The sequence below is a fragment of the Opitutus sp. ER46 genome, from assembly GCF_003054705.1.
In the GTDB taxonomy this organism is placed as follows: domain Bacteria; phylum Verrucomicrobiota; class Verrucomicrobiia; order Opitutales; family Opitutaceae; genus ER46.
In genome coordinates this window covers 556,884-569,919 of the sequence record NZ_QAYX01000023.1, presented here as the reverse complement: position 1 = coordinate 569,919, position 13,036 = coordinate 556,884, and the positions used below count along the sequence as shown (strand labels likewise).

The following is a 13,036-nucleotide window of genomic DNA, read 5'->3' as shown; positions in this document are numbered from 1 at the left end:
ATAGCCTGCGCACGCTCATGCCCACCACCGTTTTCACCATTGCCAACCAAAAGGGCGGCGTCGGAAAGACCACCACTGCGGTGAATCTCGCCGCTGCCTTGGCGGAGAAGAAGATTCACACCTTGCTGGTGGATCTGGACCCGCAGGCCAATGCGACCAGCGCGGTGGGCGTCGAGAAGCAGGCCGGGAAGAGCCTCTATGGTCCGATGCACGGCGAGGGCTCGGCCGTGGAAATGATCGTCCCGACCGCCTACGAGCACCTGGCTCTGCTGCCCAGCGAGGAGGACCTGGCCGCAGCCGAGATCGAGCTGGCGCAGATGGAGAACTACCTCGGCAAGCTGCGCGCCGTGCTCGAACCCATCCGCTCCTCCGGCGGCTATCGGGCCATCATCATCGATTGTCCCCCCGCGCTCGGGATGCTCTCGATGAACAGCCTCGCGGCGGCGGACTACCTGCTCATCGCGCTACAGTGTGAATACCTCGCGCTGGAGGGCCTCGGCCAGATCCTGCGCAACGTCGAGCGGCTCAAGACGGCGCACATCAACGACGCGCTCGAAGTGGGCGGCATCGTGATGACCATGTTTGACCTGCGCACGAACCTCTCCCGCCAGGTGGTCGACGAGGTGAAGCAGCACCTGCCCGACAAGATTTTCAACAGCGTGATCCCGCGCACGGTGCGCCTGAGCGAGGCGCCCAGTTTCGGCAAACCGATCTTCGCCTACGACCCGCTCAACCCCGGCGCGACCGCGTACCGGAACCTGGCCAAGGAGATCATCGAGCGCTTCGGCCTCGCGGCGAAGTAGCCCCACCCGATCGGCGGACGGCCGCGCCGTCCCTTCGGCCTCGCTGCCCCAAAATCGAGATAACACGCCAAATCTGGCGTGTTACGGGCGATAACACGCCAGATTTGGCGTGTTATCTCGGACCGGTCTCGACCCGATCTCGCGGCCTACGCCCGCTCGCCGGACCCCGGCGCCGGCCCCGGCGCGACATGCGGGGGTCCGAACCGGCGTTTGACTCGCGGCGCCGCATCCGTGTGTTGGCGGGCTGCTTCCGATGTACGCGACCTTCGAAAAATACCGGCATGCCTTCTTGGTGGGGCTCCAGAGCAATCTGGTGTACCGGTGGAATTTCGCGGTCCGCGGCTTCTTCTCCCTCTTTCACCTCGCGGCGGTGTTCATCCTGTGGGGCGCGGCGTACGCCGGTGCGCCCGCAACGATCGGCGGGTTCAACCTCAACCAGACGCTGACGTACTTCGTGACTCTGCTGGTGCTGCAGTTCCTGATCAGCGCGTTCAACGAGGACTACCAGATCAGCGAGGAAATCCGGAACGGGCTGATCAACCAGTTCCTGCTCAAGCCGATCAACTACTTCGGTTACCGCCTCAGCATCTTCGCCGCGGCGCGGCTGGTGTCGGGCGCCCTGATCCTGATCCCGCTCGTCCTCGCGTTGCCCGTGCTGCACGAGAGCCTCACCTACCCGCTCGACTGGTGGCGTTTCGGCCTTGGCGTGCCGGCCATGTTCCTGTCGGCGCTGATCCAGTTCTCCATCGCGTACTGCTTCGGGATGCTGAGCTTCTGGTTTCTCGAGATCCAGGGCTTCGTGATCCTCTCCTACGCCATCGAATCGGTCCTGGGCGGCCAGATGTTCCCGCTCGATCTCCTCCCCGCCTGGGCCTACGGCATCGCGCGGTATCTGCCGTTCTACTACCAGATGTATTTTCCCGGCGCGATCTTGTCGGGCCGGATCAATGAGCCCGTGCTGATCCTGCAGGGCCTGGCCATCCAACTCGTTTGGGTCGCGGTACTCCTCGGCCTGGCCAACCTGCTTTGGACCCGCGGGCTGCGCCGCCACACCGCGGTGGGCGGCTAAAGGAATCCCGTGATGCGTTACCTCCAAATCTGGTGGGCGAGCGCCCGGTACTCGATGGTGCGGACGATGATGTTCCGCGGCGACTTCATCATCTGGTCGCTGGTCGAGCTGTTCTGGATGAGCGTCAACCTGCTCACGATCTCCGTCATCTACGAACACACCGCGTCGATCGCCGGCTGGACCAAGTACGAGATGATCCTCCTGCTCGGCACCTCGATGCTGGTGCAACGCATCCTGATGGGATTCTTCTGGAGCAGCATCTTCGAGATGGGCCGGAACGTGCGCACCGGGAACTTCGACTTCTTCCTGGCCCAGCCGGGCAACGTGATGTTCATGGCAACGACGCGGAAGCTGGACCCGGACGGCCTGGTGAACGCCGTGATTGCCGGCGGCATCGTGGTGTACGCGGCGCAGAAGCTGAATCTCTCGCCCCAGGCGGCGGACGTGGTGCTGTACACGCTGATGATTCTCGCGGGCGTGGTGATCCACTACAGCATCCTGGTGATGTCGGTCTCCTCGGTGTTCTGGCTCACGAGCGCCCAAGGGGTGGAAGGCATCTATTTCGTCGCCACGGAATTCTCCCGTCTCCCGCAGCGCGCGTTCAAAGGGCTGGTTTCGCGCGTGCTCTTTGTCTGGCTCATCCCGGCGGTGGTCGTGAGCAACGCACCCGCGAGCACCGTGCTGCACGGGTTCCGGTGGAGCTGGGTTGGCTGGTTGTTCGGGCTCGCCGCGGTCTGGTTTGCGCTCGCGGTCGTGATGTTCAACCGCGGGCTGCGCCGCTACACGAGCGCCTCCTCCTGAACGCCCCCGGGGAGCGTGCCGGCCGCGGCCTGGGCGCGCGCCCGGCGTCTTGATCCCTGCGGCGGCCTCCCCGATACTGCCCGCTCACATGCGCCTTTGGCCCTTCAGTTCTCCGACCGGTTCGTCCGCTTCCGGCACTCCGCTGGAGGCGCTGCAGGAACGCATCGGGTACCGGTTTCGCAACCCCGCGCTGCTGGGTACCGCGTTGACGCACTCCTCGCTGCTGCAGGACCAGCCGGAAATCGGAGAGAGCAACCAGCGGTTGGAGTTCTTGGGCGACGCCGTGCTGCAGTTGATCCTCACGGAAGCGTTATACGGCCTGTTTCCGGCCGAGCGCGAAGGCCCCTTGAGCCGCCGGCGCGCGGCGCTGGCGAACGGCGCATTTCTCACCCAGCTCGCCCGGGAGATCGGGCTCGACGCCTGCCTGCGGCTCGCGGCGAGCGAGGAATCGACCGGCGGACGCACCCGGGCGTCCTCGCTGGAGGATGCCTTCGAGGCGCTGGTCGGCGCGATCTTCCTGGACGCGGACCTGACGGCGGCGCGGCGGGTCGTGCTCGCGTTGTACGGGGATCTCGGCGCCCGGCTGGCCGTGGTCGAACAGGTGGAGAATCCCAAAGGCCGGCTGCAGGAGATGATGCAGCCCCGCTACGGCAACAACGCCGTGCGATACCAGGTGGTGCGGGTGGTCGGAGAGGACCATGCCCGCGAGTATGAGATCGCCGTTTTCGTGCAGAACCAGCAGGTCGGCTCCGGCCGGGGCACCTCGAAGAAGCTCGCGGAAGAGGCGGCCGCACGGGCGGCGCTCGAGCAGTTCAAGGAGACCGGCGATCGGCAGTAACACGCTAGCCCCTAGCAGCTTCGGCCGGCGACGCACGCGCGCCGCGTCCGGGGCGATGCTTGCCAGCGCGGCGTTCCTGAGTTCCTGCTTCCCCCTTCCAACATGCCTGTTCTGACCGCCCAGCGTCACAAGCTGACCGGCGTCTGCCCGCCCGCCCGGGGCGCGGTGGTGGACGAGCTTTGTCGCGCAGACCCGGCGCCCGTGTGGCTGGTGGTGGCGGCGGACCTGCGGACGGCGGAGCACATTGCGGACGACGTGCTGTTCTTTCATCGCAACGCGGGCGGTGAGCGGGCGCTGGAGGCGTTGGTCTTTCCCGAGTCGATGCCGGAGACCCGCGACATGCGGGAGGCGTTCGCGGCCTCGAGCGACCGGCTGACGGTGCTTTCGCGACTGCGCTCGGTGCGCGGGCAGACCAGCACGCCGGACACGCTGGTCGTGGTGACGACGCCGGGCGCGCTGGGCCAGCCGGTGCCCTCGCTGGAGGAATTCGCGACGCGCGAACTGACGCTGACGCGCGGGCAGACGCAGCCCTTTGCCGGACTGCTCGAGCAGTTGCAGCGGCTCGACTACGACTCCGAGGCCGTGTGCGAGGCGCCGGGGCATTACGCGGTCCGCGGCGGCATCATCGACGTCTATCCGATCACGGCGAACACGCCGTACCGGCTCGATTTCTTCGGCGACGAGATCGAGACGATCCGCGAGTTCGATCCCGTGACCCAGCGTTCGGGGACGACGGTGGAGACGATCTCCATCGCCGCGTCGCCGCGGGTGAAGCTGGATCCCTCGAAGACCGGGTTGGCGGACTACTTCAATGCGGCGCTGCGGCTCGTGCTGGTGGAGCCGACCGGGCTCGACGAGGCCTTCAGCACGATCGCGCGCGAGCAAGGCGACGCGCTCACGCCGTTGCTCAACAAATGCGCGGCGCTCTACGGCGTGAGCGACCTGGACGAGGCGAGTGCGCTGTTTGAGGACGTGGGTGACGAAACGACGTGGGACAGCGAGAGCCTGATGCACCACCGCTCGTATCCCGACGACGCGCTGGTTGCACAGGAACGCCTGCACGTGGAAGAGGAGGCGCGACATACGTTTCTGCAGCAGGTGGCAAAGTGGAACCGCGAAGGGTACGACGTGGTGTTCGTGACCTCGAAGGAGGGCGAGGAGCAGCGCTCGCAGGAGATTCTCGGGGCGGATGCGGCGCTGAAAGGAATCAACGCGCGCTGGTTGCGCGGCGGGTTGAACGAGGGCTTTCGGATCACGTATCGCGCGGGCGCGGCGTTGACGTGGGCGCGACCGGCGCCGGGCAAGCCCCGCAGGGGCCAGGCCGCAAAGAACGAGGCCGTCTTGGCCGGCAGCGCCGGGCTGGTGGTAGTGAGCGAGACGGAGATTTTCGGGCGGAAACGGCAGCGGCGACCGGCGCTGAATGAGCGCGCCATGGCGCAGCGGGCGCAAATCGACCAGTTGCTTGATTTTTCCGAACTGGTCGAAGGCGACTTCGTTGTGCACCTGCAGCACGGCATCGCGTTGTACCGCGGGCTGACGAAACTCGACACCGCCGAGGGCATCCGCGAGGTGATCTCACTCGAGTTCGATGATCACGTGACGCTGCACGTGCCGTTGCAGGAGTCGCACCTGATCAGCCGCTACGTCGGCCTGAGCAAGGCCAAGCCTCAGCTCGGCCGGATCGGGTCGGGCCGGTGGGAAAAGGCCCGGCAGGCGGCGGAGCGCGCCACGATCGACCTCGCGGCGGAGCTCTTGCGCATCCACGCCGCGCGGGAAGCCGAGCCGGGGTTCGCGTTTGCGGAGGACAACACCTGGCAGAAGGAGTTCGAGGCCTCATTCCCGTTCACCGAAACGCCGGACCAACTGCGGGCGATCCAGGAAACGAAGGCCGACATGGAGCGCACGCGGCCGATGGACCGGCTGATCTGCGGCGACGTCGGCTTTGGCAAGACCGAGGTAGCGATCCGGGCCGCCTTCAAGGCGGTACAGGGCGGGAAGCAGGTGGCCGTGCTGGTGCCGACGACGGTCCTGGCGCAGCAGCACCTGAACACGTTTCGCGAACGGATGGCCGGCTACCCGATCGCCGTCGAGATGGTGAGTCGCTTCCGCACGAAATCCGAACAGAGCAAGGTCATCGCGGCGTTGGGCGCGGGCCAGGTCGACATCCTCGTGGGCACGCATCGGCTGCTGCAGCGGGACGTGGTGTTCAAGGAGCTGGGGCTGGTGATCATCGACGAGGAGCAGCGTTTCGGCGTGAAGCACAAGGAGGTGTTCAAGCGGCTCCGGTCCACCGTCGACGTGCTCTCGATGAGCGCGACGCCGATTCCGCGCACCCTCTACATGGCGCTGACCGGCGCGCGGGATCTGAGCGTGATCGAGACGGCGCCGCGAAACCGGCATCCGATCCAGACCATCGTGAAGACCTACGACGAGAAGCTCGTCGTGGAGGCGGTGCGGCACGAGATCCGACGCGGGGGCCAGGTTTTCTACCTGCACAATCGCATCGACACCATCGACCTGGTCGCGGCCCGGCTGCGCGAGCTCCTGCCGGACCTCACGATCGGTGTCGGACACGGGCAGATGGAGTCGCACGAGTTGGAGGAGGTCATGACCGAGTTCGTCGCCGGCCGGTACCACTTGCTGGTCTGCACGACGATCATCGAGAGCGGCCTCGATATTCCAAACTGCAACACGATCATCATCGAAGGCGCGGACCGGTTTGGGCTGTCGCAGTTGTACCAGCTTCGCGGCCGGGTCGGACGCTTCAAGCACCAGGCCTATGCCTATCTCCTGCTCCACCGGCACACGCGGCTGCTCGACGTGGCCCGCCAGCGCCTGACCGCGATGCGGCAGCACAACCAGCTCGGCGCGGGCTTCCGGATCGCGATGCGCGACCTGGAATTGCGCGGCGCCGGCAACCTGCTCGGCGCCGAACAGAGCGGGCACATTGTCGGCGTCGGCTTTGAACTCTACTGCCAGCTGCTCCGGCAATCGGTGGCGCGGTTGAAGGGCGAGAAAACCGCGTCGCACGTCCGCGCCAGCGTGAAGCTGGATTTCGTGTTCGTCGGGGAAGGGCCGGCCGCGGATGCGGGCGCCAGCGGCACGAGCGAGCGGGGCCGCCACATGGACGGCTACACGGCCATCAAGGCCGCCGAGGACGAAGCCGTGGTCGAGGTCCCCCGGATCCAGGCGCGCATCCCGTCGACTTACCTCGGCGAGACCCGGCTGCGCATCGATTTTTACCGCAAGTTGGCCCTGGCCGAGTCGTTGCCGGCGCTCAAGCAACTCGAAGACGATTTGCGCGACCGGTTCGGCAAGTTCGGCGACGAGGTCCGGGCGCTGTTGCTAATCACTGAGATCAGGATCCGGGCGGAACAAAAGGGCATCGTTTCCGTCGAAACCGACTCCAACCGCCTCAAGTGTTTGCGCAATTCCGGCCGACGGGACGACTGGGTGCAAGTTGGAACCCGGTTTCCAAGGTTGACCGCCCCCAAGCCCCTCCTACGGTTGCGCGAAATCATCGCCTTTCTGATCAATCTGCCGAGTCCATGACCCTTCGTCGCCTTGCCTCGTTTGTCTTTGCCGCCGCAACGAGCGCGGCCGTTTACGCGCAAACGCCCCACTCCACCCCGGCAGCCGGCGCTGAAGGGCAGATCACTGCGCCCAACACGATGGAGAGTCTGAACCTGCGGTTCGCCAACGGCATTGTGGCAGTCGCCGAGGAGAAGATCATCACCGTGGCGGACGTGATGCGGGAGATCATTCCCCTGCAGCAGCAGATCCGAAACGAGGCCCGCTCCCAGAAGGAATACGACGAGAAGATGGAGCAGCTCGAGGACAGCGTCATTCAGGAGCTGATCGACCGCGTGCTGATCATCAAGGAGTTCCACAAGGACGAGAAGCGTCAGATCCCGGTCAGCTACGTCGACAACGCCATTTCCGACCGCATCGCCGAGCAGTTCGACAATGATCGCGCCAAGTTCCTCGCCTACCTGAGGGCCCAAGGAAAGACGGTCCGCGAATACCGCCGCGACGTCGAAGAGGAGATCATCTACGGCTACATGCGCGGTCAGCAGCGCAAGTCCGAGACGATCATCAGCCCGGTGCGCATCGAGACCTACTACAACGAGAACAAGGACAAGTTTTACCAGGAGGATCAGGTTCACCTGCGGCTGATCCAGCTCACGCGGAACGAAGGTGAAACCGACGAGAAGCTGCGGCAGCAGGCCAACCTCGTGCTCGCCCGCTTCAACGGCGGCGAGAAATTCGAGGATCTCGCCAAGGAATACAGCCGTGATGCCCGCCGCTCCAAGGGCGGTGACTGGGGCTGGCTGAAGCGCTCCGATTTCCGGCAGGAATTCAGTGAGCGGGCCTTCAATCTCAAGAAGGGCGAGGCCTCCGAGCCGGTCCTCCTCCCGGAAGGCTGCTTCATCCTCTTCGCGGAGGACCGGAAGTTCGCCGGCATCCAGCCGATCGACGATGTGCGCGACCAGATCGAGCGCATTCTGGTCACGCAGCTCTCGCACACCAGCCAGGAGCGGTGGCTCGAGCGCCTCCGTCGCAACGGCTACGTGAAGCACTACTGAGCGCCCCGCGCCCCCCTTTTTGAGCCGGTCTTCGGACCGGCTTTTTTTGCGGACGGTGACGGCGCCGGCGCAGGCACAGTTTGACATCACGATTGGCCGTCGCCAATCCACTTTTGTGACTACCCCCGACGCTGAATACCCTGCCAGCAACCGGCTCCGCGACACCGCGCTCGGCGAGCGCCCCCAGGAACGTCTCGAGCGCTTCGGCGCCGCGGCCCTGAGTGACACCGAATTGCTGGCCATGCTGCTTCGCAGCGGCACGCGCGGCCTGGACGTCCTCACCCTCGCCTCGCGCCTCATCGCCAGCGCGGGTTCGCTCGGCGGCCTGATTGGCTGGGGCCCGGCCGAGTTTCGTCAGCAAAAGGGGATCGGCCGCGTCAAGGCCCTGCAACTCGTCACCGTGATGGAAATCGCGCGTCGGGTGCTAGGTCAGCAACGAGGTGAGGCGCCGCTGCTCAATCGCGCGGACCTTGTGGCCAGCCACCTCGGGCCCCAGGCGTGCGGGCTCCAGGTGGAGAAATTTTGGGTCCTGTGCCTCAATCGAAAGAACCGGCTCCTCAAGCAGGTCGAAATCACCTCCGGCACCGCCACGGCCGCACTCGCCCATCCGCGGGAGGTATTTCGCGCGGCAATCCGCGAGGCCGCCTCAGCCGTCATCTGCGCTCATAACCACCCGTCCGGCGACCCGGCGCCAAGCGCACCCGACGTCCAGGTCACCCGCCAGCTCCGCGAGGCCGCGAAGGCGGTGGATATCGAACTACTCGACCACGTGATCGTCGGTCGGGCGCCGGCCGATCCCCAAGGCCGCGGCTACTTCAGCTTTCGCGAAGCCGGGATGCTTTAGCCCGCCCCGCAAGGTACCAGTCGAAGCGCTTAAGTCGCGAGGACGTCTGCCTACCGTCCACTCAGTCCGCTCGGGGCGTTGGATAGCCGGCCAAGCGTCGTAACGCGGTCGGCCACTCGGGGAGTCGGGTCGTGAGACCACCCGCACTCGGGATGGCCCGCCATCCGTAGCCTCAACCGCTTGCCGGTTGAGCGAAGGATGGTGGTGGGTATTGGACTCGAACCAATGTAGACCGTTAGGTCAGCGGATTTACAGTCCGCCGCAATTGCCGCTATGCGAACCCACCAAAGGGAAGGGGTCAAAAAGGCGACTTTCCGGACCAGTCTCAAGTGCAAAATCCGCGAAAGCCGCATCCGCAAAAGTCGCCTCGCAGATGCCATGGAGGGGCAAGACCGGCCGTGCGCCCCAAGTCAGGCGGTCGCGCCGGAAATCGCGGGGTTGGCCACTGGCCGATCTCCCTGAACTTGGCGCGGAAACAGATCGTCGCCCCGCCTCAGCCCAGCGCCCGCCCGACGGCAAACACCACGCCATCGCGCTCGACGCTGAACACCGCATCCGCCCCCGCCTGCTCGACGCGCACGTCCACCCGGTCGGCATCGAGCGGGATCTCCTTCGCGTATTTCAGCCGCACTTGGCGGGGACGCTTCGGCGCGCCGACCCGCGCCAGCGCGGTCTGCACGAAATCCAGGTAAGCCGCATTGTTGACGTGGTTGTTCACGTCGAAATCCGAGTACCGGAGCGTGACCGGCACCGCCGTCGCGGCACTGCCGGGCACATCGAATGGCAGTTGCTCCAGTTCGGGACAACAGGCCACCCCCTCGCCGATCGGGAAGATGTCCGCGACTTCGCGCGGCACGCGCACGATCGATTTCGAGGCGAGCCGGATGTACAGCCACAGCGAACTCGCCGTCATCACCTGCCGCCCGCCGCTGTCGCACACGCGGAAATCGCGGTAGCCCTTGAAGCCCTTGATGCCGGTGGACCAGGTCTCAACCTTCAGCGCTTCGCCGGGCCGCGGGTACCGCGCGATCTCCACCACGATCCGGTTCAGCACCCAGCTTTCCGCGCGCGTGGCCACCGCATTCGTGCCGGTGCCGAAGAGGTTCGCATGCTCGATCGCCGCGTCCTGCAGCATCTTGAACACGCGCGGCAGAAGCTGCCGCTCGTCCCGGTCGATATCCCCGTAGGTCACGTGGGACGTTAAGGTCAGACTCCGGTTCATTGCCTCGACTAAAGCGGTGCGGAGTGGGCGGGGCCAGCATTCCCCATGCGTCGGCTTCGCTGCGCGACCGGAGCAGAGACGCGGACACTTCGGGTGAGACCGGGCGCCCGCAGGACCCCCCGCCCCTGCGCGTCGCACCTAAAAATGTGATTGCAACCTCTGATTTAGCGATAAAGTAGGCAGTAAATCGCCCTTTTCGGGCTTCGCGCGCCCCCGCTGACATGAAATTCACCGACGGCAACTGGCTGCTCCAACCCGGGCTGCAGGCCCACCATCCCGCGGAGGCCTATGAGGTCTCCCAGGTGGCGGACGCCCTGGTCGTGGTGGCGCCGACGCGACGCATCCGTCACCGCGGCGATACGCTGCAGGGGCCGCTCCTCACGATCCGGCTCGACTCACCGCTCGCCGACGTGGTCCGGGTGCGCATCGAGCACCTTCGCGGTCGCCCTGACCAGGGCCCTTCGATCCCGTTGCAGGAGTGTCCCTCGCCCGCGGTGGTCATCGATACGACCGCGGCCGACCAGGCGGTCCTTCGCACGGGCGCCTTGAGTGCGCAGATCGCGCGCGGCGAGAACTGGGAGCTGGCTTTCAAGGCGGACGGCCACGTCCTCACGCGCAGCGCCGCGCGCGGGATCGGCTTTGTCGAGGGCCGCGACCGGACGACGTTCGTGCATGAGCGTCTCGCCCTTGGCGTCGGCGAATGTGTCTACGGTTTTGGCGAACGATTCACGGCCTTCGTGAAGAACGGCCAGGTGGTCGACAATTGGAACAAGGACGGCGGCACCTGCAGCGAACAGGCCTACAAGAGTGTCCCGTTCTACCTCACGAATCGCGGCTACGGTGTTCTCGTCAGCAACACCGGCCCCGTCTCGTTCGAGGTCGCCTCCGAACGCGTCTCGCAGGTGCAGTTCAGCGTCCCCGGCGAATCGCTCGAGTACTTCCTCATCTACGGTCCGACCCCGAAGGAGATCCTGCAGAAGCTGACCCAGCTCACCGGCCGGCCGGCGCTGCCGCCCGCCTGGTCGTTTGGGCTCTGGCTGACCACGTCCTTCACGACGAGTTACGACGAAGCGACGGTGACGCAGTTCATCGATGGCATGAAGCAGCGCGATCTGCCGCTGCATGTCTTTCACTTCGACTGCTTCTGGATGCGGGAATTCCGGTGGTGCGACTTCGAATGGGATCCCCGCACGTTTGCCGACCCGGCCGGCCTCCTCCGCCGCCTGCACGAACGTGGCCTGAAGGTGAGCGTGTGGATCAATCCCTACATCGCCCAGCTCTCGCCCCTCTTCGAAGAGGGCCGCCGCCAGGGTTACCTCCTGCGCAAAGCGAATGGCGAGGTCTGGCAGAGCGACCTCTGGCAACCGGGCATGGCCATCGTCGACTTCACCAACCCCGGCGCGCGCGACTGGTACACGGCACATCTCCGGCGCCTGCTCGAGATGGGCGTCGACTGCTTCAAGACGGACTTCGGCGAGCGCATCCCGACCGACGTCGTTTACCACGACGGCTCCGACCCGGTGCGGATGCACAATCACTACAGCGTCATCTACAACGAGGCGGTCTTCCGGTTGATCGAGGAGGTTCGCGGCGCCGGCAATGCCGTCGTCTTCGCGCGCTCCTCGCATGCTTCCGGCCAGCGTTTCCCGGTGCACTGGGGTGGCGACTGCCATTCCACGTTCGAGTCGATGGCTGAGAGCCTCCGGGGGGGATTGTCGCTTGGGCTGTGCGGCTTTGGTTTCTGGAGCCACGACATTGGCGGCTTCGAAGGTCTGCCAGACCCAGCCGTCTACAAGCGCTGGGTCGCTTTCGGCCTGCTCTCTTCGCACAGCCGGCTCCACGGCAGCTCCTCCTATCGCGTGCCGTGGGTCTACAACGACGAGGCGTGCGACGTCCTCCGCTTCTTCACGAAGCTGAAGTGCCGCCTCATGCCGTATCTCTACGGGGCGGCAGTCACCGCGCACCAGCACGGCGTGCCCGTGATGCGGCCGATGATGCTCGAGTACCCGCACGACCCGGCCTGCGCGAATCTCGAGCGCCAGTACTTCCTCGGCGATTCGATCCTGGTGGCGCCCGTGCTGTCGGAGGATGGGCTCGTCGACTACTACCTGCCGGAAGGCAATTGGACCCATCTCCTCACGGGCGAGGTGGTCGCCGGTGGGCGGTGGTGCCGCACCCAGCACGACTTCCTGAGCCTGCCGGTGTTCGCACGGCCCGGCGCCGTCATTCCGTTCGGCGCGCAGGACAACCGGCCTGACTACCCGCTGACCGAAGGCGTCACCTTCCGGGCGTACCAGATTGCCGATGGCGCCGTTGCGGAGTGCGAGGTGCCGACGCTCGCTGGCCTGCCTGGCATCCACCTCAAGCTCGAGCGCCACGGCGCGGTGCTCAACGCGACGCTCAGTGGCAGCCCCGCGGGAGCGTGGCGCCTGCAGCTGCCCGGCGTCGCGGCGCTGAAGTCCGTCGCCGGAGGCAAACCGTTCGCCGATCCCGCCGGCGTTGTCGTCGTGCCCGATCCTCAAACCCGTCAGGTGAGCATCACGCTCGGCGCCTGAATGTCCGCCCCGCAACGCCACCGCTGATCCAAGTCGATACCGTCCCTTTCCGGGCGCAGTTCCGCTGCCCCGGCCCACACCCCGCCATTCTCCGCCCCATCCCGACCGACCCCGGGAGAAGGCGGCGCCAAGCTGATGAAAGCTCGGCGGCGAACGGCGGCAGATAGAGATAAGCAAACCGCAAACACCCCCAGCCTCGGGCAGCGCTCGCGACGTTTGGAACGCGCGCGCTGCCCGATGTGCGGGAGTGGCGCCTCTCGCGTCGGCACGTCGGCCCCAAGCCGGCCGCATGGAGGTGGCTGGCGTTCCGGCGCAGGA

Annotated in this window: 9 protein-coding genes and 1 tRNA gene; 8 read left to right on the top strand and 2 right to left on the bottom strand. The window is 66.0% G+C overall.

The window, feature by feature from the left end; all coding sequences use genetic code 11:
• Nucleotides 1–17: 17 nt before the first annotated feature.
• The 7 genes from DB354_RS15205 (at nt 18) to radC (ending at nt 8,941) form a co-directional block, all read left to right on the top strand.
• The gene (locus tag DB354_RS15205) at nt 18–803 is read left to right on the top strand and encodes a ParA family protein (RefSeq protein ID WP_107836480.1); all 786 of its coding nucleotides are present in this window, start codon (nt 18–20) and stop codon (nt 801–803) included.
• Nucleotides 804–1,056: 253 nt separating this feature from the next.
• Nucleotides 1,057–1,872 (top strand): ABC-2 family transporter protein, encoded by an 816-nt coding sequence (locus DB354_RS15200; protein ID WP_107836479.1) that lies wholly within the window; start codon nt 1,057–1,059, stop codon nt 1,870–1,872.
• 12 nt (nt 1,873–1,884) lie between these two features.
• Complete coding sequence (locus DB354_RS15195; protein ID WP_107836478.1) at nt 1,885–2,673, top strand: ABC-2 family transporter protein; 789 nt, start codon at nt 1,885–1,887, stop codon at nt 2,671–2,673.
• Between the two features lie 88 nt (nt 2,674–2,761).
• Nucleotides 2,762–3,511: a ribonuclease III gene (gene rnc, locus DB354_RS15190; protein WP_107836477.1), complete on the top strand. Its 750-nt coding sequence runs from the start codon at nt 2,762–2,764 to the stop codon at nt 3,509–3,511.
• 102 nt (nt 3,512–3,613) lie between these two features.
• On the top strand, nt 3,614–7,063 hold the full coding sequence (mfd, locus tag DB354_RS15185) for a transcription-repair coupling factor (RefSeq protein ID WP_107836476.1): 3,450 nt from the start codon (nt 3,614–3,616) through the stop codon (nt 7,061–7,063).
• Complete coding sequence (locus DB354_RS15180; RefSeq protein WP_233256654.1) at nt 7,060–8,097, top strand: peptidylprolyl isomerase; 1,038 nt, start codon at nt 7,060–7,062, stop codon at nt 8,095–8,097. The genes mfd and DB354_RS15180 overlap by 4 nt, the downstream gene beginning before the upstream one ends.
• A gap of 115 nt (nt 8,098–8,212) precedes the next feature.
• The gene (radC, locus tag DB354_RS15175) at nt 8,213–8,941 is read left to right on the top strand and encodes a DNA repair protein RadC (RefSeq protein ID WP_233256653.1); all 729 of its coding nucleotides are present in this window, start codon (nt 8,213–8,215) and stop codon (nt 8,939–8,941) included.
• A gap of 199 nt (nt 8,942–9,140) precedes the next feature.
• On the opposite strand, the gene DB354_RS15170 is transcribed toward radC, so the two are convergent.
• Together DB354_RS15170 and DB354_RS15165 are read right to left on the bottom strand one after the other, a co-directional pair.
• Nucleotides 9,141–9,227, bottom strand: a tRNA-Tyr gene (locus tag DB354_RS15170).
• Nucleotides 9,228–9,434: 207 nt separating this feature from the next.
• The gene (locus DB354_RS15165; protein ID WP_158277553.1) at nt 9,435–10,133 is read right to left on the bottom strand and encodes an acyl-ACP thioesterase domain-containing protein; all 699 of its coding nucleotides are present in this window, start codon (nt 10,131–10,133) and stop codon (nt 9,435–9,437) included.
• A gap of 251 nt (nt 10,134–10,384) precedes the next feature.
• Between DB354_RS15165 and yicI the strand changes: the two genes are divergently transcribed.
• Nucleotides 10,385–12,718 (top strand): alpha-xylosidase, encoded by a 2,334-nt coding sequence (yicI, locus tag DB354_RS15160; RefSeq protein WP_107836474.1) that lies wholly within the window; start codon nt 10,385–10,387, stop codon nt 12,716–12,718.
• The last annotated feature ends 318 nt before the right edge of the window (nt 12,719–13,036 follow it).